Origin of the sequence: Glacieibacterium arshaanense (assembly GCF_004681125.1) — a bacterium.
In the GTDB taxonomy this organism is placed as follows: domain Bacteria; phylum Pseudomonadota; class Alphaproteobacteria; order Sphingomonadales; family Sphingomonadaceae; genus Polymorphobacter_A; species Polymorphobacter_A arshaanense.
On record NZ_SIHO01000002.1, the window covers coordinates 104258 to 130129 of the forward strand.

At 66.1% G+C, this 25872-nt stretch carries 23 protein-coding genes; 8 read left to right on the top strand and 15 right to left on the bottom strand.

Translation table 11 applies throughout. The annotated features are described in order from the left end of the window. Positions 1-83 precede the first annotated feature (83 nt). From EUV02_RS06705 to EUV02_RS06740, 8 genes are all read right to left on the bottom strand, one after another. On the bottom strand, positions 84-887 hold the full coding sequence (locus EUV02_RS06705) for an acyl-CoA thioesterase (RefSeq protein ID WP_135245488.1): 804 nt from the start codon (positions 885-887) through the stop codon (positions 84-86). Beyond that, positions 887-1381, bottom strand: a complete 495-nt coding sequence (locus tag EUV02_RS06710) for a glycosyltransferase (protein WP_166430544.1) — start codon at positions 1379-1381, stop codon at positions 887-889. Before EUV02_RS06710 ends, EUV02_RS06705 begins: the two co-directional genes overlap by 1 nt. Further along, positions 1378-1863, bottom strand: coding sequence for a glycosyltransferase family protein (locus tag EUV02_RS06715; RefSeq protein WP_135245490.1), 486 nt, complete (start codon positions 1861-1863; stop codon positions 1378-1380). The genes EUV02_RS06710 and EUV02_RS06715 overlap by 4 nt, the downstream gene beginning before the upstream one ends. A 32-nt stretch (positions 1864-1895) precedes the next feature. Next, positions 1896-2906: an LLM class flavin-dependent oxidoreductase gene (locus EUV02_RS06720; protein ID WP_135245491.1), complete on the bottom strand. Its 1011-nt coding sequence runs from the start codon at positions 2904-2906 to the stop codon at positions 1896-1898. Next, on the bottom strand, positions 2903-3097 hold the full coding sequence (locus tag EUV02_RS06725) for a DUF1289 domain-containing protein (RefSeq protein WP_135245492.1): 195 nt from the start codon (positions 3095-3097) through the stop codon (positions 2903-2905). The genes EUV02_RS06720 and EUV02_RS06725 overlap by 4 nt, the downstream gene beginning before the upstream one ends. A gap of 92 nt (positions 3098-3189) precedes the next feature. Beyond that, positions 3190-3918, bottom strand: a complete 729-nt coding sequence (locus tag EUV02_RS06730; protein WP_243445806.1) for a PEPxxWA-CTERM sorting domain-containing protein — start codon at positions 3916-3918, stop codon at positions 3190-3192. Between the two features lie 677 nt (positions 3919-4595). Further along, a complete protein-coding gene (locus tag EUV02_RS06735; protein WP_135245493.1) occupies positions 4596-4994 on the bottom strand; it encodes a RidA family protein in 399 nt (132 codons plus the stop codon). Positions 4995-5000: 6 nt separating this feature from the next. Next, positions 5001-5990: a D-alanyl-D-alanine carboxypeptidase family protein gene (locus EUV02_RS06740; RefSeq protein WP_135245494.1), complete on the bottom strand. Its 990-nt coding sequence runs from the start codon at positions 5988-5990 to the stop codon at positions 5001-5003. A 191-nt stretch (positions 5991-6181) separates the two neighbouring features. On the opposite strand from EUV02_RS06740, the gene EUV02_RS06745 reads away from it, so the two are divergent. The 8 genes from EUV02_RS06745 (at position 6182) to EUV02_RS06780 (ending at position 15978) form a co-directional block, all read left to right on the top strand. Beyond that, on the top strand, positions 6182-7381 hold the full coding sequence (locus tag EUV02_RS06745) for a M23 family metallopeptidase (protein ID WP_135245495.1): 1200 nt from the start codon (positions 6182-6184) through the stop codon (positions 7379-7381). Positions 7382-7444: 63 nt separating this feature from the next. Further along, on the top strand, positions 7445-9037 hold the full coding sequence (locus tag EUV02_RS06750) for a peptide chain release factor 3 (protein ID WP_135245496.1): 1593 nt from the start codon (positions 7445-7447) through the stop codon (positions 9035-9037). A 97-nt stretch (positions 9038-9134) separates the two neighbouring features. Then, positions 9135-11051 carry a transglycosylase domain-containing protein gene (locus EUV02_RS06755; RefSeq protein ID WP_207790136.1) on the top strand — a complete coding sequence of 639 codons (1917 nt, stop codon included), beginning with the start codon at positions 9135-9137 and terminating at the stop codon, positions 11049-11051. A gap of 42 nt (positions 11052-11093) precedes the next feature. Continuing rightward, the gene (gene coaBC, locus EUV02_RS06760; protein WP_135245498.1) at positions 11094-12281 is read left to right on the top strand and encodes a bifunctional phosphopantothenoylcysteine decarboxylase/phosphopantothenate--cysteine ligase CoaBC; all 1188 of its coding nucleotides are present in this window, start codon (positions 11094-11096) and stop codon (positions 12279-12281) included. Then, positions 12268-12723, top strand: a complete 456-nt coding sequence (gene dut / locus EUV02_RS06765; protein WP_135245499.1) for a dUTP diphosphatase — start codon at positions 12268-12270, stop codon at positions 12721-12723. Before coaBC ends, dut begins: the two co-directional genes overlap by 14 nt. Beyond that, the gene (locus tag EUV02_RS06770; RefSeq protein WP_135245500.1) at positions 12720-13490 is read left to right on the top strand and encodes a HesA/MoeB/ThiF family protein; all 771 of its coding nucleotides are present in this window, start codon (positions 12720-12722) and stop codon (positions 13488-13490) included. The genes dut and EUV02_RS06770 overlap by 4 nt, the downstream gene beginning before the upstream one ends. Next, positions 13487-13798 carry a DsrE family protein gene (locus EUV02_RS06775; protein WP_135245501.1) on the top strand — a complete coding sequence of 104 codons (312 nt, stop codon included), beginning with the start codon at positions 13487-13489 and terminating at the stop codon, positions 13796-13798. Before EUV02_RS06770 ends, EUV02_RS06775 begins: the two co-directional genes overlap by 4 nt. A gap of 251 nt (positions 13799-14049) precedes the next feature. After that, positions 14050-15978 (top strand): transglycosylase domain-containing protein, encoded by a 1929-nt coding sequence (locus tag EUV02_RS06780; protein ID WP_424022179.1) that lies wholly within the window; start codon positions 14050-14052, stop codon positions 15976-15978. On the opposite strand, the gene queG is transcribed toward EUV02_RS06780, so the two are convergent. The 7 genes from queG to EUV02_RS06815 form a co-directional block, all read right to left on the bottom strand. Continuing rightward, positions 15950-16999: a tRNA epoxyqueuosine(34) reductase QueG gene (gene queG, locus EUV02_RS06785; RefSeq protein ID WP_135245503.1), complete on the bottom strand. Its 1050-nt coding sequence runs from the start codon at positions 16997-16999 to the stop codon at positions 15950-15952. The genes EUV02_RS06780 and queG overlap by 29 nt on opposite strands. Before the next feature lie 75 nt (positions 17000-17074). Next, positions 17075-17740 (bottom strand): glutathione S-transferase family protein, encoded by a 666-nt coding sequence (locus tag EUV02_RS06790; RefSeq protein ID WP_135245504.1) that lies wholly within the window; start codon positions 17738-17740, stop codon positions 17075-17077. Positions 17741-17935: 195 nt separating this feature from the next. Continuing rightward, the gene (locus tag EUV02_RS06795; RefSeq protein WP_135245505.1) at positions 17936-18238 is read right to left on the bottom strand and encodes a hypothetical protein; all 303 of its coding nucleotides are present in this window, start codon (positions 18236-18238) and stop codon (positions 17936-17938) included. Positions 18239-18241: 3 nt separating this feature from the next. Then, entirely contained in the window at positions 18242-22828 is a 4587-nt protein-coding gene (gltB, locus tag EUV02_RS06800; protein ID WP_135245506.1) for a glutamate synthase large subunit, read from the bottom strand. Between the two features lie 33 nt (positions 22829-22861). Then, positions 22862-23431, bottom strand: coding sequence for a DUF2059 domain-containing protein (locus tag EUV02_RS06805; RefSeq protein WP_135245507.1), 570 nt, complete (start codon positions 23429-23431; stop codon positions 22862-22864). A 10-nt stretch (positions 23432-23441) separates the two neighbouring features. Next, a complete protein-coding gene (locus EUV02_RS06810) occupies positions 23442-24890 on the bottom strand; it encodes an NAD(P)-dependent oxidoreductase (RefSeq protein WP_135245508.1) in 1449 nt (482 codons plus the stop codon). A 157-nt stretch (positions 24891-25047) separates the two neighbouring features. Then, positions 25048-25854, bottom strand: a complete 807-nt coding sequence (locus EUV02_RS06815) for an undecaprenyl-diphosphate phosphatase (protein WP_135245509.1) — start codon at positions 25852-25854, stop codon at positions 25048-25050. Positions 25855-25872 lie beyond the last annotated feature (18 nt).

The following is a 25872-nucleotide window of genomic DNA, read 5'->3' on the forward strand; positions in this document are numbered from 1 at the left end:
CGGCGGGCAGGGGTGACCCCTGCACCCATTTGTTTGGCGCTCTTCAATCGGGTGCAGGCCTCAGGCCTGCCCGCCGGAGGCCCTTAATCGTGAATCCGCAAAATCATCGACTGGCTCGCCGTCGCCATCAGCGTCCCGTCGCGCGCGAACAGGTGCATCCGGCCATGCACGAAACCGGCGTGTGCGGCGTGGATGCGGATGTCGCACAGCACCCAGTCGGTTTCGACCAGCCCGCGGATACGCAGCGTATTGTCGAGGCTGTTGCCGCCGGCCATGCGGCCGAGCGCGCTGCCGATGCCCGATGGCAGGAAGTCGGCGATGACGGCGAGTGCGACACGGTCGATCGGCGTTGCGGGGTCGCGCGGGCGCACCCACAGCAGGCAATGGCCATCGTCGCTGGCGCCGCCTTCGCGTTGCTTGCCGAAGCGGCCCTTGATGGCGCGTTCGTCGAACAGCATGTGGATGTCTTCGCCGTCGCGCGCCCAGCTGTGTTCACGCACCGGGCAGTCTTCGGGCGCCGGCACGTTGGGGGCGACCGCCCATTGCTCCGAAACATCGCCCGGCCGGCTGCCGAGCGCGGCGTTGACCGTCAGGATTTCGGCGTCGGCAACATGCGCGATGACGCGCGCCTGGCTGGTGTGCTTGCCCGAAACCGGCACCAGCACGTCAAGGTCCATCACCGACGGCGGGCGCGCGTAGCTGAGGTACTGCGCCGTCGCCCAGATCGTCGGGCGCTGCGTCGTCGCTTCGAGCGCGGCGACCGCGGCCGCCATGCCGGCGCCGCCGAACAGGAACTGCTTGCCCGGCGGGCCGACGCTGATGCGCGGCTCGACCGCCAGCGTGTAGCGGAACGGATTGTGCGTGGACTTGATTTCAACGAGCGACATCAGGCGACCTTCTTGCCGTGGATGAACCCACGAATATTGGCGATGAGTTCGGGCGAGGCATGCGGCGAAATCGGCGCCGGGATGGCCGCGCCGGCGGCGAGCAGCCGGTCGATGGTGGCAACCAGCTCGACCTCGTCAGCGGCCGAATACAGCCCGGGGCGATTGCCGACATTCTTGACCGTCGCCAGCTGGTGATCGGTATTGTGTTCACCCAGCGTCTGCAACCGCGGCAGCATCAGCAGCGGCTTGCCGGCCTGGATCGCGGTGATGATCGAGCCCATGCCAGCGTGCGCGACGAACAGCTGCGCATCGGCCACCAGCCGGCGATATTCCGCCGCCGGGATCATCGCGAAGCCCTGCGCATGGCGCGGCTTGTAGGCGCCGTTGCCGTATTGGATGACGACCTTGGTGTCGGGGTGTGCGCCCGCCCATGCGTCCATCGCCTGCACCAGCCGCTCGAACGGCAGCATCGAACCCACCGAAACGAAGATCAAAGTACGCTCCCCCAATAGGCCGGGTCGTTGCCGTGCGCGAGGTCGGGCCATTGCGTGATGACCTGGTGCGCAAACCGCCGCGCGATATCGCCCGACCCCGACAGCCGCTCGCTGTTGGCGATGCTGTCGACCCACAGCGTCCGCGCGCCGAACAGCCGGCCGAGCACCAGCGCGATCAGCGGCGGCATCGCACCGGTGGTGACGATGACCTGCGGGCGCACCCGCAGCAGCAGCCACAGCATCTGCAGCGCCACCAGCGGGAAGCGCCACAGCGAGCGCCGCGACGCATCGGTGAAATCATAATAGGGGCAGCCCGGCACATCATCGGCCGAACTGGCGTGGACGCTGGCATAGCTGACCGCGCAGCCCTCCCACGCCGGGCGCAGCCGCAGCAGCTGCACCCAATGACCGCCGCCCGAAGCGATGGCGAGGAGCCTGACCGGTTTTTGCGCTGGCACGTTGGCGTTTCCTGGCTGCGTCACGCGGGCGTTAAAGGTCGGGCGCGACGCTGCTGTCAAGCCGCGATGGCGTCGAGCGAAAACGCTTCGGCGACCAGCGCATAGCTGCGCCGCCGTGCTGCATGGTCGTACAGGATGTTGACCAGCATGACCTCGTCGGCGCCGTATTCGACGGCGGCGGCCTCGATACCGGCGCGCACCGTCGCGGGCGAGCCGGCGATGACCCGCCTGCCGGCGCGGGCCTGCGCCATTTCGGGGTGCTCGGCCAGCCACGCGGCAGCGGTTTCGGGTGACGGCACCGCGATCGACTTGCCCATCAGCAGGTGCGCCAGCATCATCCGCGAACTCAGCGACAGTCGCTCGGCCTCGGCATCGGTTTCGGCGCACACCGTCCACAGCGCCACCATCGTCTGCGGCGCGGCGAGTGCATCGGACGGCTTGAACCCGGCGCGGTAGTTGCGCGTGTTGGCCGCGCCGAACCCGGCGATAAAGTCGGCGAAGCAATAGGGCAAGCCGAACTCGGCGGCCCAGGCGGCGCTGTCGGGCGACGAGCCGAGCATCCACAATTCGGGCTTTTCGCTGCCGCCGGGCAAGGTCGCCGCCAGCGGTGCGAACGGATGGCCTTCGGGCAAAGTGTCGTCGAGATAACCGCGCAGTTCCGCCAGCTGGTTGGGGAAGTCATTCGGGGCATGCTGGCGCCGGTCGCGCTGCAACGCGACCGCGGTGCGCTGGTCGCTGCCCGGCGCGCGGCCGAGCCCGAGGTCGATGCGCCCCGGATAGAGTGCGCTGAGCAGGCTGAACACTTCGGCGATCTTGAACGGGCTGTAGTGCGGCAGCATGATGCCGCCAGACCCGAGCCGGATGTGCGACGTTGCGGCCCCCAGCGCCGCGATCAGCACTTCGGGCGCCGCACCGGCGAGCGCTGCCGATGCGTGGTGCTCGGCAACCCAGTAGCGGTGATAGCCCAGCGCCTCGCAGTGCCGCGCCAGATCGATGCTGTTGGCGAGTGCCTGCGCACCGCTGCTGCCGTCGGGGATCGGCGTTTGGTCGAGGACCGAAAGTTTCATCGTCGCCACCAGCGTTTGCGTGTTTCAAGAATGGCGCGCCGCTGGGGCAGCGCCGCGACAATGGCGACGCGCTCGGCCTCGCTCGCCAGTGGCCAGCGCGTGATTTCGTCGACCGTGCGCGCGCAGCCCGCGCACCAGCCACTGCGACGGTCGATGGTGCAGACGTTGTTACAGGGCGAACGGACGGCCATGGAGCCGTAGGTGGCGGCTCGCAGGTCGTTTGGCAAGCTTTGGTAGCCGATACCGCACCGGGCATAGCCCCGCGCGGTCGCGCCGCAATCGTTCAGGCGGTGGCAGCAACCATGCGCCGGCGCAGTACCCGCCGTTGCGCCGCGCCGACGAGGCCGAAGCCGGCGATCATCAACGCCCAGCTTGCAGGTTCGGGGACTGCGCCGGTGTCGGGAAGCGGGTCTGACACCGAATAGGTCACGTCGGTGCCTAGATCGGCACTGGCGGATTCCAACGTTGCGAAGCTCAATGCGTCGTAAGTATAAAACTGAACAAAGCTGAAATTGACCGTGGCGGCGACCGGCCCGAAGTTCTGATCAAGCGACCCAGGCGCGCTGACTGGAACCACATCCAAAATGAGTTCATTGTCGGTTCCGAAGAATCCGTTATCGGAAACATCAACCGCGAGGTGGAATAAGCGCGGAGTGGAGGCCGTATAGACTTGGCCGTCAAACTGCCCCAGAATCGTACGAGACACACCTTTGATTGTGATCGCGCTGGCAATGATCGGCGAGCCATTGGAATTGTTGCTGCCGCCACTGCTGCGGTCAAAGCTGCTGCCGTCGGTTGACTGGAAGCCGCCGAGCGTCTTGTCATAGGTAAATGTTGCGACCCAGCTGGCACCCGTCAGGTCGGTATTTGCCATGCCAAAAACACCGGTGGCGTCATAGCCTGCCGCAATAGTGCCGCTGTAAGTGGCGATCTTGACGACCGCCAGCGCAGGCGTCGTTGATAATAGTATGGCGGCAGTAGCCGCCACGGCAAGGTTGCGAATCCGGATCATGGTTGTTTTCCCCGTTAAAGGGTCAACCGCATGCCGGCCCTGATTGTTTCCGTAGCAGAATAATCAGGTTGTGAACACAATCGTTCATTTTCGTGCAGGGGACTCTTCGCGTTGCGCGACCTTCGCCGCGTTGCAAAGCTTGAGGCGCTCGCAGGTAACTGAGCCGAAAACGCGATTTCACTTGACATTACGAACCGAATCGGTTAGTGATGCTCTCAAGGCGGCGGGAAATGGGAGTTCCTCGTCCAACCTGTCCGGGCTCACGATCGCCACTTGCGTTCCCGGACGTGACGTCTCACCGCCGCGCTTTTTAGCCCCGCGCTCTGTTAGATCGGGAACTTCAGCTCCAAGTGTTCCAAGGAGGACACCTCTACCCTAGTGCTAAACTTTGTACTGAAACCAGTGCTGACCCTAGTGCTAGCGGCGTAAGAAACCGCAAAAACGTCCTCCGACCCGGCTATCCCGATCAGCGTCACAAAGCCTGCCTCTTCCCGATGACCCAGCAACCCTCCCAAGGACGCCGTCATCGGGAAGAGGATTACATCTCCACCGTGGCGGTGGGGGTCAGTACCCAAGGACGATGGACCGGGGCGGGGATATCCGCTGGCCGGAAATTCGTCGTGGGTGCACCCCAAACAACCGGGTGCAGGGCCAAGGCCCTGCCCGCCGGAGGCCCTTCAGCCCGCCATCTTGCGCGCCGTGACCTCGATTTCGATCCGCATCGCCGGGTCCATCAACTGCGCGATGATCATCGTCGCGGCCGGCAGCGCCTTGCCGAACGCCGCGCGCAGCACCGGCCAGCAGGCTTCGAAATCGCCGCCGTCGGGGAGGATGTAGCGGACGCGGACGGCGTCATCGAGGCTGCTGCCGGCGTCGGCGAGGGCCCTGGCGATATTGGCGAGTGCGGTCTCGCACTGCGCGACGACGCCGTCGGCGAGTTTCATGGCGGTATAGTCAAAGCCAGTGGTGCCCGAGACGAAGATCCAGTCACCGCCCGCATCGGGCACGACGAGCGCGCGCGAATAGCCGATTTGCGCTTCGAAGCTTGAGCCCGACGAAATCCGGCGGCGCTGCACGCGGCTTCAGTCGCCGCGCGACTTCTTCGGTTGCTGGCGCGCCAGCAGCGGCGGCGGGGCCTGCACGGGCGGCAGGGCGTTGACGTGGATGCTGTCATCACCCGAGCCCTGTTCGACCAGCGTTTCGAGCGCGCCGTCGGACAGGTCTTCGGGCTCGGCGAGGTTCATCGCGACGGTGATGCGTTCGCCGTGCGCGCGGCGGTCCATGACATAGAAGCCGGTGTCGATCAGGTCGGTGATGTTGTTGTCGCGCGCCAGCCGGCTCGGGCCGCCGAGCACGACAGCGATCAGCCGCTGGTTGTTGCGCTTGGCGCTGGCGGCCAGCGTGAAGCCGGCGGCGGCGGTATAGCCGGTCTTGATGCCGTCAACGCCCGGCAGCACGCCGAGCAGATGGTTGTGGCTTTCGATTTCCTGGCCTTTGTATTCGACCGATTCCTGCGAGAAGATCGGGTAATATTGCGGATAGTCGCGCAACACCGCGCGGCTCAGCGTGGCGATATCGCGCGCCGTGGTCAGCTGGCGGTCATCGGGCAGGCCGGTGGCGTTGACGAAGGTGCTCGACTTCATGCCGAGCCGGCGCGCAGTGGATGTCATCCGCGACGCGAAGGCGATTTCGGAGCCCGAGATATGTTCGGCAAGCGCCACGGCGATGTCATTGGCGGACTTGGTGGCGATCACGTTCATCGCGTCTTCGACAGTGATGGTCGCGCCCTGCTTGAGCCCGAGCTTCGACGGCGCCTGCGTCGTCGCGAAGCGCGACATGACGATCTTGTCCGACATTTGCATCCGGCCCTTCGAAAGCTCCTCGAAGGCGATGTAGAGCGTCAGCACCTTGGTGATCGACGCGGGGTAACGCGGCGCATCGGCCTGGCGCGAATAGAGCACTTCGCCCGACTTGGCATCGAGCAGGATCGCGGCATACTTGGGCTCGGCGTACAGGCTCTTCGCGGCGACCGGTGTGGCGGCTGCCGTCAGAACGGTCGCAGCAATTAGCATGCTGCGCCAGCAACGCGTAACAAAGCTTTGACTCTGCATTTGAATCTCGCTCACCCACCTAATACGACGACCATAACAAATTCCTGAGTCGCTGCAAAGTCGTTTTAACGCATCCGGTACAGCGTCCGTCGCATTGCACTCGTTGGCGGGGCCGCTAGACTGTGCGGGCAGGCGAAAGGGGGACACCGGATATGGTCATAAGCTGGATCGCAACCGCTGCGGCGCTGCTGCTTGCTGCGACCGCGACACCGCTGGCGGCGCAGTCGCTCAAGACCGGCGAGGTCCTGAGTTCACTGGCGCTGCGGCCGATTTCGATGCCCAACCCGGTGGCCGGCAGCGATGACCGCACGCATCTGGCGTATGAACTGGTGGCGAGCAATGCCAGCAAGCTGTTCCTGACGCTCGACCGTGTAGAGCTGGTCGATCCGGCGGGTGCCGTCGTGTCGAGCCTCAGCGGCCCGGCGCTCGCGGCGATGGCGACGCTCTACAGCGGCGAGGGCACCACCATCGCGCCGGGCGGCACCGCGATCATCTTCCTCGACGCCGCATTCGCCGGCGCACTACCCGCCAGCGTCACCGCGCACGTCACGCTGACCCGCCAGATCGCCGGCGCCGACGGCAAGCCGGCGCCGTTCCCCAACACCGAGCCGGTGCCCGCGACGATCAGCTTCAGCGGCGCGACCGCCGTGCCCGGCAAGCCGGCGGTGGTTATCGCGCCGCCGCTGCGCGGGGCAAACTGGGTCGCGGTCAACGGCTGCTGCGACGCCAAGACCTCGCACCGCGGCGCTGTCATGGCGGTGAACGGCACGCTGCGCGTCCCCGAACGCTTCGCCATCGACTGGGTGCAGCTCGACAGCCAGCACCGGCTCTACACCGGCAAGATCGACCAGCTCACCAGCTACGCCTATTTCGGCACGCCAGTGCATGCGGTCGCCGACGGCACCGTGGTCAACATCTACACCAGCGCCGTCGAGCAAGTGCCGGGCGCCGATGCCAAAGGCATCACAACCGAAAACATCGGCGGCAACATGCTGGTCATCGACATCGGCGGCGGCAACTACGCGTTCTTCGCGCACCTCCAGCCCGGCAGCCTGCGCGTCAAGCTGGGCGACAAGGTCAAGACCGGCGACGTCATCGCCTTGCTCGGCAACACCGGCAACACCGATGCGCCGCACCTGCACTTCCACGTCATGGACGGCCCGTCGCCGCTCGATGCCAACGGCCTGCCCTATGTCTTCACGCGCTTCACCGGCCAGGGCGTAATGGACGACGCCAGTGGCGAGGCAGTGTTCAGCCAAGGGGCGGCGGCCGTCATCGATGCCAGGGCGCTGGCGGGGCCACAGGTCAACCGGCTGCCGCTCAACAACCAGCTCGTCGATTTCGGCGAGTAGCCGCATCGCCACGCCAACCCGACATTGCCTGAAACGCGCGTTCGTGCGAGAGGCCCAACGCTTATGTCGACTGCCAATCCCAGTTCCATCAATCAGCGCCGGACCTTTGCGATCATCTCGCATCCCGACGCCGGTAAAACCACGCTCACCGAAAAGCTGCTGCTGTTCGGTGGCGCCATCCATCTCGCCGGCGAAGTTCGCGCCCGCGGCCAGAACCGCCGCGCCAAATCGGACTGGATGAAGATCGAGCAGCAGCGCGGCATTTCGGTGACGAGCTCGGTGATGACGTTCGAACGGAACGGCATCACCTTCAACCTGCTCGACACGCCGGGGCACGAGGACTTCAGCGAGGACACCTACCGCACGCTGACCGCCGTCGACAGCGCCGTCATGGTCATCGACGCCGCCAAGGGTATCGAAGCGCAGACGCGCAAGCTTTTCGAAGTCTGCCGCCTGCGCGACGTGCCGATCATCACCTTCATCAACAAGGTCGACCGCGAAGGCCGCGACCCATTCGCGCTGATCGACGAGATCGCCGACATGCTGGCGCTCGACGTCGCACCGCTCAACTGGCCGGTCGGGCAGGGCGGCCAGTTCCGCGGGCTGTGGGACTTGCGCAAGTCGCGCTTCACCGCGCCCGACGGCAGCGACAGCCGCAGCGCCGGGGCGACGACCCAGATGAGCGGTCTCGATGACCCGCGCTTGGCCGACTATGTACCCGCCGACGAGCTGGCGCATCTGCAGGAACAGGCAGAACTGGCGCTCGGCGGCTATTCGGAATTCGATCCCGAGCTCTACCGCGCCGGGCAGTTGACGCCGGTGCTGTTCGGTTCGGCGCTCAAGGACTTCGGCGTCGAGGCGCTGATCGACGCGCTCGCCGAATACGCCCCCGCGCCGCGCCCGCAGCCGGCCTTGCCCGAAGCCGTGTCGCCCGATGCGCCATTGGTCAGCGGCTTCATCTTCAAGGTGCAGGCCAACATGAACCCCCAGCACCGTGACCGCATCGCGTTCATGCGCATCGCGTCGGGCAAGTTCCGGCGCGGCATGAAGCTGCGGCAGGTCGCGACCGGCAAGGTCATCGCGATCAACTCGCCGATCTTCTTCTTCGCGCAGGACCGCGAGATCGCCGACGAGGCCTTCCCCGGCGATATCATCGGCATCCCCAACCACGGCGTGCTGCGCGTCGGCGACAGCCTCGTCGAAGGTCCGAATGACATCACCTTCACCGGCATTCCCAATTTCGCCCCCGAAATCCTGCGCCGCGTCAAACTCGGCGACCCGACCAAGTCGAAGCAGCTGCGCACCGCGTTGACCGACATGGCCGAAGAAGGCGTGACGCAGCTGTTCCGCCCGATGATCGGCTCGCAGTGGATTGTCGGCGTCGTCGGTCAGTTGCAGCTCGAAGTGCTGATTTCGCGTCTCGGTGCCGAATACAATGTCGCCGCCGGGTTCGAGCCGTCGCCGTTCGATACCGCGCGCTGGATTTCGGCCGAAGACCCCGCTGCGCTCAAGACCTTCATCGATACCAACCGCGGCGCCATTGCCGAAGACCGCGACGGCGCGCCGGTGTTCCTGGCGCGCGACCAATGGGAGCTCAACTATACCGAGCAGCGCGAAAAGGCGGTGAAGTTCACCGCGACGCGCGAACGGGCATGAACGATAAGAGCCTCCGGCGGGCAGGCCTGAGGCCTGCACCCGATTGTTATGCGCCAACAAATGGGTGCAGGCCTCAGGCCTGCCCGCCGGAGGCTCTTTGGAACTGATCCAGCCCGAACCCACCCCGCAACCGCGCAGCTTTGCCGCGCGGCACTGGCGCGAATTGCTGGTGGTGCTGGCGCTGCTGCTGGTCGCAACGCTGGCGTGGCTGATCGTCACTGCACCGCTGGGGCGGGCGTTGGAGCCGCTCAAAGAGCCTTCGCTGGTCTTGCTATCGGCGGACGGCAAACCGATCGCACGGCGTGGCGATTACAAGGAAGCGCCGGTCGATGTCGCCAAGCTGCCCAAATATGTGCCCGCCGCGCTGATCGCCATCGAGGACCGACGCTTCTACAGCCATTGGGGGATCGATCCGCAGGGCATCGCGCGCGCCATGGTGCGCAACACCCAGGCCGGCGGCGTCGCCGAAGGCGGCTCGACGATCACCCAGCAGCTGGCGAAAACCAGCTTCCTGAGTTCATCGCGCAGCATCAAGCGCAAGCTGCAGGAAGTCATCATCGCGCTGTGGCTCGAGGCGCGACTGAGCAAGGAAGAGATCCTCAGCCGCTATCTGTCGAGCGTCTATTATGGCGACGGGGCGTACGGCATCCGCGCTGCGGCACGGACATTCTTCGACACGACGCCCGAGGAGCTGACGCTGGGGCAGGCGGCAATGCTGGCGGGCATGGTGCAGGCACCTTCGCGGCTGGCACCGAGCCGCCATATCGAAGACGCGCAGGAACGTGCCGATCTGGTGCTCGCAGCGATGGTTGAAACCGGCGCGCTGACGCAGGCCAAGGCCGATAGCGCCAGGCCGGCACGCTACACGCCGGGGCGCAAGCCGCTACCGACGGGATCGTACTTCGCTGACTGGGTGCTGCCGCAGGCGCGTGCGACTTTGGACGAAGGCGCGTACGGCGACACGCGCATCCAGACAACGCTCGACACGCGCATGCAAAAGGCCGCCGAGAGGGCCGTCGCCGACACGCTGGCGGGGCTCAAGGGCGCCAATGTCACGCAGGCGGCGCTGGTGGCGATGCGCCCTGACGGGCGTGTCGTCGCGATGGTCGGTGGCTCGAACTACAAGGCGTCGGTGTTCAACCGCGCGACGCAGGCGATGCGCCAGCCGGGGTCGAGCTTCAAGCTGTTCGTCTATTTGACCGCGCTCGACGAAGGCGACACGCCGTCGACGACGATGGTCGATGAACCCATCACGATCGGCGACTGGTCGCCCAAGAATGACGAAGGCAAGTACCGCGGCAAGATCAGCCTCGCCACCGCCTTCGCCGCGTCGAGCAACTCGGTCGCGGTGCAGCTCGGCCAGAAGGTCGGCATCCCCAACGTCATCAAGCAGGCGCGCAAGCTCGGCGTCACCACCTATCTCACCGACCAGCCCAGCCTCGCGCTCGGCACTTCGGCGGTGCCGTTGATCGAAATGACCGCTGCTTATGCCGCGGTCGCGGCCGACCAGTATCCGATTGTCGCGACCGGGCTCGCCAAACCCGTGCCTGACGTCAAACCCATGGACTGGCCGTCGCGCAAGCCAATGATGCAGCTGCTGCAATCCGCGGTGCGCAACGGTACCGGCAACGCTGCCAAGCTCGGTGTTCCGACGTACGGCAAGACCGGTACCACCCAGAACCACCGCGATGCGCTGTTCATCGGCTTTGCCGGCGATCTGGTTGTCGGCGTCTGGGTCGGCAATGACGACAATAGCCCGATGAGCGGCTCGGTCGTCGGCGGCAGCGTGCCGGCGAAGCTGTGGAAGCGCTTCATGGTGGCAGCGCGCAGCGTCGACACACCGGCACCGCGCCAGTCCAAGCCGCAACCAAGCCTTGATGCGGTGGTCGAGGAGGCACTGGCGACTGCCGATACCGTTGCCGATGCGCCTGCGCCCGACGTGGCCGAACCCGCGCCTGAAGCGCCGGCCCCGCCGCCCGAGCCCGCGCCCGAAGCCGCGCCGACGCCGCAATAGTGCCGGTTCTATTCTGCACCAACCACGGCTAAGGTGTCCGCCATGAACGGCAAACGCATACTCCTGATCGTCGGTGGCGGCATCGCCGCGTTCAAGGCGCTCGAGCTGACGCGCGCGCTGCGCAAGGCTGGCGCCAGCGTCACGCCGGTGCTGACTGCGAGCGGCGCGCAGTTCGTCACGCCGCTCAGCCTCGCCGCGCTCGCGGCGGCGCCGGTGCACAGCGAGCTGTTCGACCTCGATGCCGAAGCCGCGATGGGCCACATCGAACTCAGCCGCGCCAATGACCTCGTCGTCGTCTGCCCCGCCACCGCCAACCTGCTGGCGCGCATGGCGGCAGGGCTGGCCGACGATCTGGCGACAACGCTGCTGCTCGCCACCGACAAGCCGGTGCTCGCGGTGCCCGCGATGAACGTCCGCATGTGGCAGCACGCAGCTACCGTGGCGAACGTCGCGACGTTGCGCGGCCGCGGCGTGACGGTGGTCGATCCCGATGCGGGCGAAATGGCGTGCGGCGAGTTCGGCCCCGGCCGGTTGCCCGAAATCGACCGCATCATGGCGGCGATTGCCGCCGCTTTGAGTGACACGCCGCAGCCGCTGGCCGGCAAGCATATCCTCGTCACCGCCGGCCCGACGCACGAGCCGATCGACCCGGTGCGCTACATCGCCAACCGCTCGTCGGGCAAGCAGGGCTTCGCTATTGCCGGCGCGCTCGCGGCGCTTGGCGCCCGCGTTACTTTGGTCGCCGGGCCGGTCAATCTGCCGACCCCGCGCGGCGTAAGCCGCGTCGATGTCGAAACCGCACGCGAGATGGCTGCCGCGACGCTCGCCGCACTGCCCGCCGACGCCGGGGTGTTCGTCGCTGCGGTTGCCGACTGGCATGTCGCCGCCACCGGCGAGAAGATCAAGAAGACCGCCGGCGCGCCGCCACCGGCGCTGGCATTGGTCGAAAACCCCGACATCCTGGCGACCGTCGCGGCGCACGCGCAGCGGCCGCGCCTTGTCGTCGGCTTTGCCGCCGAAACGCAATCGACCGTCGAACATGCGGTCGCCAAGCGCCTGCGCAAGGCCGCCGACTGGATCGTCGCCAATGATGTGTCGGGCGACGTGATGGGCGGCGATGCCAACACCGTGCATCTGATTACCGCCGCTGGCATCGAGGACTGGCCGACCTTGCCCAAGGCGCAGGTCGCCGCACGACTGGCGCAAAGGATTGCCGATGAGCTCGCCTGACGTCGAAATCCTGCTCGAACGCATGGCGCATGCCGACGGCCTGCCGCTGCCGGCCTATGCCACCGACGGTGCCGCCGGCATGGACGTCTGCGCGGCGGTCGATGACGACCTCGTGTTGGCGCCGGGCATGCGCGCCGCGGTGCCGACCGGCCTGCGCATCGCCATTCCCGCCGGCTTTGAAGTCCAGGTGCGACCACGCTCCGGGCTGGCGATCAACAACGGCGTCACCGTCGTCAACGCGCCCGGCACCATCGACAGCGACTACCGCGGCGAGTGCAAGGTGCTGCTGGTCAACCTCGGCACGCAAGCCTTCACCATCACGCGCGGCATGCGGATCGCGCAGTTCGTCGTCGCCCCCGTCACGCGCGGCCGCTGGCGCGAAGCCGCGCTTGACGAAACGGTGCGCGGGGCAGGCGGCTTCGGTTCGACCGGCACCGCATGAGCGAACTGACCGACGATCAACTCGACCGCTACGCGCGGCACATCATCCTCAAGGAAATCGGCGGCGCCGGGCAGCTAAAGCTGCGCGTCAGCCGCGTTGCCATCGTCGGCGCCGGTGGCCTTGGGTCACCCTGCATCCAGTATCTCGCCGCCGCCGGCATCGGCCAGCTGACGATCATCGATGATGACAGCGTCGCGCTGTCGAACCTGCAACGCCAGCTGCTGTTCGGCACCGATGACGTCGGCCGCGCCAAAACCGATGCCGCCACTGACGCCGTCGCCCGACTCAATCCCGATGTCGCGGTCAACCGCCAGCACGTACGGCTGACCCCCGAAAACGCCACGGCGCTGCTCGCCGCGCATGATGTCGTTGCCGATGGCTCGGACTCGTTCGCGACGCGGCTTGCCGTCGCCGACGCCGCCCACGCGCTGCGCATCCCGCTGGTCTCGGCCGCCGTCGGGCCGTTCGAAGGCCAGCTCGCCACCTTCCGCGGCTGGCAATCCGACTTGCCGTGCTACCGCTGCTACGTCGGCGCCGCCACCGACCGCGCCGGCGAAAGCTGCGCCGACCAGGGCATCATCGGCGCGCTCGCCGGCGTCATCGGCGCGATGCAGGCGCTCGAAGTCATCCGCGAACTCACCGGCTTCGGCACCTCGCTCGCCGGACGGCTACTGCTTTACGATGCGCTCGCGGCACGGATGCGCACGCTGCGGCTGCCCAAGGACCCCGGCTGCCCCGGCTGCGGCAATCAAGGAAACGACCTATGAGCGCGCTCGCCATCATCGTCACCGAACCCGACCGCATCGACGCCGCACTGCGCCTCGCCGCCGCCGCCGCCGCACTATCGCGACCCGTCGCGATGCTGTTCGACGGTAGCGCCGTCACCAGCCTGCGCCACGGCGTTGCGCCGGAACTGCTCACCGATGCGATGGCGCTCGGCGTCCGCGTCACCGCCTGCCAGACCGGCCTCGCCGCCGCCGGCATGCAAGCCGATGCACTCGCCAGCGGTGTCGATACCGGCGGCATGGTCGGGTTTCTGGCTGAACAGGCGGGTGCACAGGTGGTTTTGGCTTGAAGAGCCTCCGGCGGGCAGGCCTGAGGCCTGCACCCGATTGAAGAACGCCAAACAAATGGGTGCAGGCCTCAGGCCTGCCCGCCGGAGGCCCTTTCCCGTTCACTCCATTGAAATCCGCCACCGTCTAAATCCCGCGCTTGTTGGCGCGGCAATTCGCGCCTAATCCGGCTGGGACTTATATGCCGCCCAAATCCTCCCGCCCCGCACCCAAAACGCCGCCGCGTCGCCGCGCCGGCGGGTTTCTCGGCGGCTTGTTGCGGTTTGTGCTGCTGGTGACGTTGCTCGGGCTGATCGGGCTGGGCATTGCGGTGGCGATGACGATGGCGTCGTTACCGAGTTTTGACGAATTGATGGCGTCGCCCAATGGCCAGAGCGTGGAAATTCGCGGTGCCGATGACAGCGTCATTGCCGCGCTGGGGCCGTCGTACGGGCAGTGGCTGCCGTACAAGCAGATTCCGGCAACGATGACCGCGGCGATGATCTCGGTCGAGGACCGGCGGTTTTACAGTCACCCCGGTGTCGATCCGATCGGTATCGCGCGCTCGGTGGTGGTCAATGCGCGCGCCGGCGGCAACGTCCAGGGTGCCTCGACGATCACCCAGCAGCTGGCGCGCAACATCTTCCTGACGTCGAACAAGAGCTACAGCCGCAAGCTGCGCGAGATCGTGCTGGCGCTGGCGATCGAGCGCAAGTTCACCAAGAATGCCATCCTCGAACTCTATCTCAACCGCGTCTATTTCGGCGGCGGCGCTTACGGCATCGATGCCGCGAGCCGCAAGTTCTTCGGCCATAGCGCCGCATCGCTCAGCCTTGAGGAGGCCGCGATTATCGCCGGGCTGGTCAAGGCGCCGAGCCGCTATGCCCCCTCGGCCGATCCGGTGCGCGCCAAGTCGCGCGCAGCCACCGTCATCGCGACGATGGCCGACAGCGGTGCGATTTCGTCCGAACAGGCGGCGGCTGCCAATATTGATACGCTGCGCTTTGCGCCGCAGGAGCGCACGTCGGGCGTGCGCTACTATACTGATTGGGTGCTTTCGCAGGTCGAGGAACTGACCGATGAAAGCGTCGCCTCGCTGACCGTATCGACGACGCTCGATCCGGCGATGCAGCGCGACGCCGAAGCCGCGATTGCCACCGAAACGCCCGACGGCGCGCAGGGCGCGCTGGTCAGCATGGCGCGCGACGGCGGTGTCCGCGCAATGGTCGGTGGCCGCGACTATGTGACGTCGAACTACAACCGCGCTGTGGCCGCGCGCCGCCAGCCGGGGTCGAGCTTCAAGCTGTTTGTCTATCTGGCGGCGTTGGAGGACGGCGTCGAACCCGACGACCGCGTTGTCGATGAACCCGTCACCATCGGAGGCTGGTCGCCGAAGAACAGCAACGGCAAGTTCCTCGGCGCGATGACGGTGCGGCAGGCGTTCGCGCAGTCGGTCAACACGGTGGCGGTACAGCTTGCCGCACGCGTCGGCTTCGATACCGTCGCCGATACCGCGCGGCGCTTCGGGCTGACGACGCCGATCGACCGGACGCCGGCGATGGCGCTCGGCAGCTCGGACGTGACGCTGCTCGAAATGACCACCGCCTATGCCGCGGTCGCGGCGAACGGTAACGAGGTCCGGCCCTATGCGATTACGCGCATTGCGACCGCCAACGGCAACGTGCTGTACGAACGCGAAACCGCCAACCCGCGCATTCTGGTCGCGCCCTATGTTGCGGCGAAGATGACCGACCTGCTCAAGGCGGCGGTCGAAACCGGCACCGGGCGCGCCGCGCAAATCGGCCGGCCGCTGGCGGGCAAGACCGGCACCACCAGTTCGAACAAGGACGGCTGGTTCTTGGGCTTCACCAACGAGCTGACCACCGGCGTGTGGATGGGCCGCGATGATGCGCGCGCTGTGCCGGGGCTGGCGGGTGGTCGCGCACCGGCACGCGCGTTTGCCGCCTATATGAGTCGCGCGGTCGGGGGCACGCCGCCGGCGGACTTGACCACCGAAGTCGCCGCACCTGATGTCGTTGTCGAACCCGATGACCAGGTCTACGGCATCGACGCAGGCACGCCACCCGCCGATGGCGTGCGGCCCGAGACGCTGGCGCCCGAGCCGGCAGCACCGCCAAGCTCGACGCTCGATTCGAAGTGGCTCGACGAAACGCTCAAGGCACCCGAAACGGCACCGCGCTAAGCTTTTCGAGCGCCCAGCCTGCGGCTTCGGCGACCACGACATCCGCATCGGCGGCCAGGGTTTGGAGTGCTGGCATTAGAGATTGGTCGCCGCTGTTGCCCGCCGCAATCGCAGCATTGCGGACCATACGATTGCGGCCAATGCGCTTGACCGGGGAGCCCGCAAATATGGCGCGGAACCCCGCATCATCGAGCGCCAGCAGGTCGGCGAGCGCCGGCGCAACGAGTTCTGCGCGCGGGCGATAGGTCAGGTCGTGCGCGGCCTGTGCGAACTTGTTCCACGGGCAAACCGCGAGGCAATCGTCGCAGCCGTAGATGCGGTTGCCGATGGCGGTGCGGAATTCGGCCGGAATCGGGCCTTTGTGTTCGATGGTCAGGTAGGAAATGCAGCGCCGCGCATCGAGCTGGTACGGCGCGGGGAAGGCGTTTGTCGGGCAGGCGGTCTGGCAGGCCGTGCAACTACCGCAGCGGTCGCGGGCCGGGGTGTCGGCGTTCAAATCCAGCGTCGTGTAGATCGCGCCGAGCAACAGCCACGAGCCATAGTCGCGGCTGACGAGGTTGGTGTGTTTGCCTTGCCAGCCCAACCCGGCGGCGGCGGCGAGCGGCTTCTCCATCACCGGCGCGGTATCGACAAAGACCTTCACGTTGCCGCCGGCCGCGGTGACCAGCCAGCCGGCGAGCGCCTTGAGCCGCTTCTTGATGCTGTCGTGATAGTCGCTACCGAGTGCGTAGACCGAGATGACGCCGGTGTCGGGGTGGCCGGCATGGCGCAGCGGATCGAGCGCCGGCGCATAGCTGGTGCCGAGCATGATCACCGAGCGGACTTCGGGCCATAGCCCTTGCGGGCTGGCGCGACGGTCGACGGTGTCGGCCATCCACAGCATGTCGCCGTGCCGCCCGTCGGCGAGCCAGGCGCGCAGCCGTTCGCCGGCTTGTGGCGCGGCGGTGGCCGGCGCAATGCCGATGGCGGCGAAACCGATGCGCGCAGCTTCAGCAGCAAGTTTGGCGGGGAGATCGGTCACGCGCGCACTGTAGCGGCGATATAGTGCGCGGCCAAACAATCGGGTGCAGGGGTCACCCCTGCCCGCCGGAGGCTCTTAGAAGTCGAGTTTGTCGTAATGCGGTGGCGGCGGCAGGCCTTCCATCTTCTCGCCAAGCATCGGGCGGAACGTCGGCCGTGACTTCAGCGCCGAATACCATTGCCGTGTTGAATCATGGCCGTCCCAGTCGATGCCGCCGAGATAGTCGGCGACCGAGATGTGCGCGGCGGCGGCGATGTCGGCCATGCCGAACGCCGGGCCCGACAGCCAGCGCCGGCGTTCGAGCAGATAGTCGAAATAGTCGAGATGGCCTTCGACGGCGCGACCGGCGGCGCGCAGCACCCCGGCATCGGGTGCAGCACGCGCGACGACACGCTTGAACATGCGCTCGGACAGCAGGGGCACTACGGCTTCGGAATAGAATTTCTGGTCGAACCAGGCGATCAGCCGGCGCTGCTCGGCGCGCTCGGCGGCGCCCGAGCCGAGCAGCGAGGTGCGCTCGACGGTTTCTTCGAGATATTCGCAGATCGCCACTGAATCGATCAGCACCAGCGTGCCGTCGCTGAGCACCGGCGTTTGCCCGGCGGGGTTGAGCTCGATGAAGCCGTCGCGGCGCTCCCACGGCAGCTCGCGCACGAGCTCGACCGTCACGCCCTTTTCAGCGGCGAGAAAGCGGACCTTGCGGGAAAACGGACAGAGCGTGTGTTGATAGAGATGCCACATTACCGGGGCACCTTAGCGGCCAGCGCGCGCGGGGCAATTGCTTATGCATGAAGAATGAAGAAAGAGCCTCCGGCGGGCAGGCGTGACGCCTGCACCCGACACTTGCGCCGGTGAATTAATCGCCGCGCTGGCTTGCGAAGCGCCGAACAAATAAATGGGTGCAGGCCTCAGGCCGGCCCGCCGGAGGCACTTTTCCTAGGCCGGCTTCTTGGCCTTGCGCGCCGCCTTCAACGCCGCGACTTCGGCTTCGAGCGCGTTGATGCGCATCGCCTGTTGCACGACGATATCCTGCAGCGCCGCCTTTTCGGCAGCGAAGTCGGGGGTGGGCGCGGCGGGCGCGGCGGGCGCCGGGTCGGGGGTGATGACGATCTCGCTGGCCTCGGCCTCGCGCGAGCCGGGCTTGAACAGCCCTGAGTCGCGGGCGCGCTGGATCAGCGGCGCGGCGCTTACCGCCAGTGCCATCAGGCTTTCAATCAACGGGTCCTGCTTGTTCGCCATAGTTTACTCCGCTGCCTCGCGTTGCGGCGTGTCGTCGAGTGGGTGCTGCAGCCGCGTCAGCATTTCCTTCGGGCAGATTTGCCAGAAGTGGTGACGCACCCGCTCCCAATCAAGCAGCAGGCCGGCGGCCCATTTCGAATCGGTTTCGGCCAGATGTTCGGCGACCATCGATTGCAGCAGATTCTCCCAATAGGCGCTGCGGAGGCGGTCATAGACGACCGACTCGGCGTTGACGTGGTGCGCGAAGCTGCCGCCCCCGGAACTATTTGGTGGATCATAAACGAACGCCATGCCGCCCGACATGCCGGCGGCGAAATTGTCGCCGACTTCGCCGAGGATGACCGCAACGCCACCCGTCATATATTCGCAGCCGTTGGCGCCGCAGCCTTCGATCACCACGCGCGCACCCGAATTGCGCACCGCGAAGCGCTCGCCCGCCTGCCCCGCCGCGAACAGTTTCCCGGCGGTGGCGCCATAGAGCACGGTGTTGCCGATGATGGTGTTGTCCTGGGTGGCGAGCTGTGACGACACCGTCGGCCGCACGACGATCGTCGCGCCCGACAGCCCCTTGCCGACATAGTCGTTGGCATCGCCGAACACTTCGAGCTTCAACCCTTGCACGCCGAACGCGCCGAGGCTCTGTCCCGCCGAGCCGCGCAGCCGGACGTGGACATGGCCGGGTTCGAGCCCGAACATGCCGAACTGGCGCGTGATGGCGGCCGACATGCGCGTGCCGACGGCGCGGTGGGTGTTGCGCACCGAATAGGTCAGCTGCATCTTTTCGCCGCGCTCGAACACGAAGCGCGCATCCTTGAGCATGTCGGCATCGAGGCTGTCGGGGACTTCGTTGCGGTGCGTCGGGATCGAAAAGCGCCGCATGTTGTCGGGTGCATCGACCTTGGCGAGGATCGGGTTCAAATCGAGGTCGTCGAGATGTTCGGCGCCGCGGTTGACCTGGCGCAACAGTTCGGTGCGGCCGATGACTTCATCGAGCGAGTGCACGCCGAGCTTGGCGAGGATGTCGCGGACTTCCTCAGCTATGAAGCTCATAAGGTTGATAACCTTCTCGGGCGAGCCGTCGAACTTTTTGCGCAACGCCTCGTCCTGCGTGCAGATGCCGACGGGGCAGGTGTTCGAATGGCACTGGCGCACCATGATGCAGCCCATCGCCACGAGGCTCAGCGTGCCGATGCCATATTCCTCGGCGCCCAGAATCGCCGCGATGACGACGTCGCGGCCGGTCTTGAGCCCGCCGTCGGTGCGCAGCTTGACGCGGTGGCGCAGCCCGTTGAGCGTCAGCACCTGGTTGACTTCGGACAGCCCCATTTCCCACGGCGTGCCGGCATATTTGATCGAGGTTTGCGGGGAGGCGGCTGTCCCGCCGACGTGTCCCGAAATCAGGATGACGTCGGCGTGCGCCTTGGCGACACCCGCCGCGACGGTGCCAATGCCCGCCGAGCTGACCAGCTTGACGCAGACGCGTGCAGTGGGGTTGATCTGCTTCAAGTCGTAGATCAGCTGCGCCAGATCCTCGATCGAATAGATGTCATGGTGCGGCGGCGGCGAGATCAGCGACACGCCGGGCGTCGAATGGCGCAGCCGCGCGATCATCTCGCTGACCTTGAAGCCCGGCAGCTGGCCGCCCTCGCCGGGCTTGGCGCCTTGCGCGACCTTGATCTCGATTTCCTCGCAGGCACCGAGATATTCGGCGGTGACGCCGAAGCGCCCCGACGCGATCTGCTTGACCCCCGAATTGGCGTTGTCGCCGTTGGGGTAGGGCTTGAAGCGGATGCTATCTTCGCCGCCCTCGCCCGACACCGCCTTGGCGCCGATGCGGTTCATGGCAATCGCCAGTGTCTCGTGCGCTTCGGGGCCGAGCGCGCCGAGCGACATCCCCGGCGTGACGAAGCGCTTGCGGATTTCGGTGATCGATTCGATCGACTCGATCGGCGCCGGGGTCTTGGCCCAGTTGAATTCGAGCAAGTCGCGCAGGTAGATCGGCGGCAGTTCGCGCACGCCGTTCGAAAACTGCAGATATTCGCTGTAGCTATCGTCGGCGACGGCCTTTTGCAGCAAATGGATCAGCCCGGCCTGATAGGCGTGCGCCTCGCTGCCGGCGCGGTAGCGGTAGAGCCCGCCGATCGGCAGCGCCAGCGCCTCCTCCTCCCACGCCGCGTCGTGGCGCAGCTTGGCGTTGATGTGCAGCGACACGAAGCCTTCGCCCGAAATCTTCGCAGGCATGCCAGGGAAGAAGTCGTTGACCAGCGCGCGGCTGAGCCCGACGGCTTCGAAGTTGTAGCCGCCGCGGTACGACGAGACGACGGCAATGCCCATCTTCGCCATGATCTTGAGCAGCCCGTCGTCGATGGCCTTTTTATAGCGTGCGACGCACGCGTCATACGAAAGGGTCCCGAACAGTCCGCGCGCATGGCGGTCGGCAATCGCTTCCTGCGTCAGCCAGGCGTTGACGGTGGTGGCGCCGATGCCGATCAGCACCGCAAAGTAATGCGTGTCGAGGCATTCCGCCGACCGCACGTTGATGCTGGCGTAGGTTCGCAGCCCCTTGCGCACGAGATGCGTGTGGACGCCGGCGGCGGCCAAGATCATCGTGATGCCTGCGCGCGTCGCCGACTGGTTCTCGTCGGTCAGAAACAGTTGCGACTTGCCCGACCGTACGGCGATTTCGGCCTCTTCGCGGACGCGGGCGATCGCGGCGCGCAGGCCTTCGGGGCCGTCGGCGATGTCGAAAGTACAATCGATGACGGCGGCCGCCGCGCCGAAATGCGCCAGCAGCAAGTCCCAGCCCTTGTTGGTCAGCACCGGCGAGTCGAGCACCATCACGCCTTCCTGGCGCGCGTCTGAATCGAGGATGTTGCCGAAGTTCGAAAAGCGCGTCTTCAGGCTCATCACCCGGGTCTCACGCAGGCTGTCGATCGGCGGGTTGGTGACCTGGCTGAAGTTCTGCCGGAAGAAGTGGCTGAGCGTCCGCGGCCGGTCCGAAATCACCGCGAGCGGCGTATCGTCGCCCATGCTGCCAATGGCTTCCTTGGCATCCTCGACCATCGGGCCGAGCAGCAACTCCATGTCTTCCATGGTGATGCCGGCGGCAATCTGGTGCTGGCGCAAGGTCGCGCGGTCGAATTGCGCGGCGGGCTCGGGGCCGTCGGCACCTGGCAGGTCTTCGAAGCGGCCGAAGTTAGCCACCCATTCGGCATAGGGCGCGGCAGCAGCGATGCGGTCCTTGATGGCGTCATCGGTGTAGAAGCGCGCGCCCTCATTGCCCTCGCCATCGAGGTCGACAGCGATCATCTCGCCCGGCCCGAGCCGGCCCTTTTGCAGCACGGTAGCTTCGGGGACGACGACCATCCCGGTTTCGGAACCGACGATGAGCAGATTGTCGTTGGTCAGCGTGTAGCGCAGCGGCCGCAGCGCATTGCGGTCGAGCCCGGCGACGACCCAGCGGCCATCGGTCATCGCAAGCGCCGCCGGCCCGTCCCAAGGCTCCATGACGCTGGCGAAGAACGCGTACATCGCGCGGTGTGCATCGGGCAGCGTGTCGTCCTTGCCCCAGGCTTCGGGCACCATCATCAGCTTGGCGGTCGGCGCGTCGCGGCCCGAACGCACCAGCGCCTCGAACACCGCATCGAGCGCGGCGGTGTCCGACGCGCCCGCCGGCACCAGTGGCTTGATATCTTCGGAAAGCTCGCCGAAGGCGGAGGCCGCCATCTTGATCTCGTGGCTTTTCATCCAGTTCTTGTTGCCGCGCACGGTGTTGATTTCGCCGTTGTGCGCGAGGCAGCGGAACGGCTGCGCCAGCCACCATTGCGGGAAGGTATTGGTCGAATAGCGCTGGTGATAGATGGCGAAGCGCGACACGAAGCGCTCGTCGTTGAGGTCGGGGTAGAAGATCGACAGCTCCTGCGCGAGGAACAGCCCCTTGTAGATCATCGAGCGGCTGCTCAGCGAACAGACGTAAAAGCCCTGGATCTGCGCTTCGATGACCTTCTTCTCGATGCGGCGACGGATCAGGAACAGGTCCTTCTCGAACGCCTCGGCGGCAGCGCGATCGACGATGCGACCGGTGCGCGGCCCGGCGATCATGATCTGCTCGATTTCAGGGCGCGACTGCATCGCCTTGTCGCCGATGACGCTGACGTCGACCGGGACGCGGCGCCAGCCGTAGATTTTATAGCCGAAGCCTATGATTTCGGATTCCACGATGGTGCGGCAGCTTTCCTGCGCGGCGAGGTCAGTGCGCGGCAGGAAGATTTGCCCGACCGCGAGCAGGTTCGGGCGCGGCCGGTGGCCGGCGCGTTCGATGTGCTCGTGGAAAAAGTCGACCGGGATTTCGACATGGATACCGGCGCCGTCGCCGGTCTTGCCATCGGCATCGACGGCACCGCGGTGCCAGACCGCCTTGAGCGCGTCGATCGCCGCAGTGACGACGCGGCGCGATGCCTTGCCGTCGGTAGCGGCGACCAGCCCGACCCCGCATGCATCCGATTCGAGATCGGGGCGGTACATGCCGACTTCTGCTATACGCTGACGTTCTGTCTGGTTATGCGCGAAGTCGTAGGGGGTCGGGCTCATCTGGGTCTCTCCGCCGGCCAGTGCCGGCTTGCGTTACTTCTTGGGTGGTGCGGCGGCAGCGGGCTGCAGCTTCTTCAGCTCGGCATCGATCTGCGGGCCCAGCGCCTGCATCGCGGCACCGATCTTGGCGCCCATCAGCTGGTTTGTGGCTTGGTTGATTTCCGCCATCACGCGCGGCTGCTTGGTCTGCATCGCGATACCCAGCGGGCTGCGGTAGAAGTCCGACAGCGCCTTGAGCTCGGCGGCGGTGAAGTTCTTGGCATAGGCCTGGATTGCCGCATTGACGACCGCCGGGATCTGCGCGGTCACGACCTTCTGCGCGGCATTGGCCTGCATGACGCCGACACGGCCCAGCACTTCCTTGAACTTGGCGGGGTTGGCCGCGCGTGCCTGTTCGAAGCCCGGCTGCTGCGACAGCATCTGGGTGATGGCGGCGCCCGACCGCATGCTGGCGATGCTCTGGTTCGCGCTTGCGGTAATCTGGCCCTTGACGTCGAGCTGTTCGACAAGCGCGGTGGCGGCGGCAACAGAAGCCGGGTCGGCGGCCGCCAGCACGGGCGTCGCGGTGGCCAGCAGGCCGAGGATGATGAGGTTGCGGATCATTGACTACTCCTTAGGCGGCAACCGGCTTGCGGGCTGCAGCCCGGGCCTTGGCGACCAGATGTTGATGCATCGACTTAGCGACATCGCGTCCGTCGCGGATTGCCCATACCACAAGGCTGGCGCCGCGCACGATGTCTCCGGCGGCAAAAACGCCGTCGATATTGGTTTGCATCGAACGGTTGTCGACGCGCAGAGTTCCCCAACGCGTCACGCCGAGTTCAGGCGCGCCGAACAGCAACGGCAGCGGTTCGGGGTCGAAACCCAGCGCCTTGATGACCAGCGTCGCGGGCAGCACCACCGGCGCACCCGGCTCGGGCTCGGGCGCGCGGCGGCCGCTGGCGTCGGGCGCGCCGAGCCGCATGCGCGCGACGTTGACCGAGCTGACGTTGCCGGTGTCGGCGTCGAAGCTGTCGGGTGCCGACAGCCATTCGAAGGTGACGCCCTCCTCCTCGGCATGCGCGACTTCGCGCTGCGAGCCCGGCATATTGGCGCGGTCACGGCGGTATAGGCATCGCACCGACGTCGCGCCCTGACGGATGGCGGTGCGCACGCAGTCCATCGCGGTATCGCCGCCACCGATGACAACGACATCGCGACCCTCGGCGTTTAGCGCATCAAAATCGCGCACCTCGTCACCAAAGCCGATGCGGTTGCTGGCGACCAGATAGTCGAGCGCCGCAATGACGCCGTTGGCCTCGATGCCGGGGGCAGCGAGTTCACGCGGTTGATAGACGCCGGTTGCGATCAGCACCGCGTCGTGGCGCTCGCGGAGTTCGGCGAGCGAGGCATCGCGGCCGACTTCGAAGTCATTGTGGAAAGCGATGCCGCCGGCCTCCAAACGCGCGATGCGGCGCCCGACGACCTGCTTTTCGAGCTTGAAGTTGGGGATGCCGTAGGTCAGCAGCCCGCCGGCACGGTCGTAGCGGTCATAGATGTGGATGTCGTAGCCCTTGATGCGCAGCTGCTCGGCAGCAGTCAGCCCGGCCGGGCCGGCGCCGATTATACCCACCGACTGCCCGCTGCGATCGGCGAGCGGCACCAGCGGCTTGACCCAGCCGGAGTCCCAGGCCGTATCGGTGATAAACTTTTCGACCGAGCCGATGGTGACCGAGCCGAAGCCCTTTTCGATGACGCAGTTGCCCTCGCACAGCCGGTCCTGCGGGCAGATGCGGCCGCAGATCTCCGGCATCGACGAGGTCGCCTGCGAAATCTCATAGGCTTCCTCAAGCCGGCCTTCGGCGGTCAGCCGCAGCCAGTCGGGGATGTTGTTGTGCAGCGGGCAATGCACCTGACAGAACGGCACGCCGCACTGCGAGCAGCGCGATGCCTGCTCTTCGGCCTTCGCCAATATGTACGGCGTGGCGATTTCGAGAAAGTCGTCGGCGCGCTCGGCTGCGCCGCGCTTGGGCGGGAATGCCTGCGCGGTCTGCGTGAATTTGAGCATTATGGCGTTTGACATCACCGACTCCCGAACGAGTGGTTCGAATAGGTCGGTTTAGGGCCCGAGTCACGCACTATCTGGCCGATAGGTCAGTAATGTTGTCTATTATCGAATTTTTGCCGGACTTCACGCTCGAAAAGTCTGATTTCGATGGAAATTTAGTTGCAAAACGGAACTATCGTGCCAGCAACCACACCAAGGCCGCCGATCCCGCGATGATTCGGTACCAGGCAAAAGGCCCGAAGCCGTAGCGGCTGACCAGCACCACAAAGCCCTTGATGACCACCAGCGCCACCAGGAACGACACCAGAAAGCCGATGCCGATAGCGCCCATCTGGCTGGTATCGAGGTCGTGGCGATGCTTCCACAGCAGCAGTACTGTCGCGCCGGCAATCGTCGGCACCGCGAGGAAGAAGCTGAACTCCGCCGCGGTCTTGCGGTCGAGCCCGAGCAACAACCCACCCATGATCGTCGCACCCGATCGCGACACCCCGGGGATCATCGCGACGCACTGGACGAACCCGACGCCGAGCGACGCGCGCCACGGCATGGCTTCAACGCTCGTATAGCGCGGGACGCGCACACTGCGTTCGATGAGCAGGATAACGACACCGCCGACAATCAACGCAATCGCGACTGTGATCGGGCTCGACAGCATCGCCTCGAACGCGTCGATCAGCAGGAAGCCGATGACCGCCGCCGGCAAGAACGCCAGCAGCACGTTGCGGACAAAAGCAATGGCGCCGGCATCGCGCGCGAAAAGCCCGACCAGCACGTCGGTAAAGCGCCGCCAATATGCTACCAGCACCGCCAGAATCGCCCCAGACTGGATGGCGATCTCAAACGTCGCGCCGGTATCGCTCTTGAAGCCGATCAGCTCGCCCGCGAGAATAAGGTGCCCCGTCGAGGAGACCGGCAGAAACTCGGTCAGACCTTCGACAACACCCATGATGATGATGTCGAGCAGTGAATGTTCGACCATCGGTCAGTCCTTGCAAGC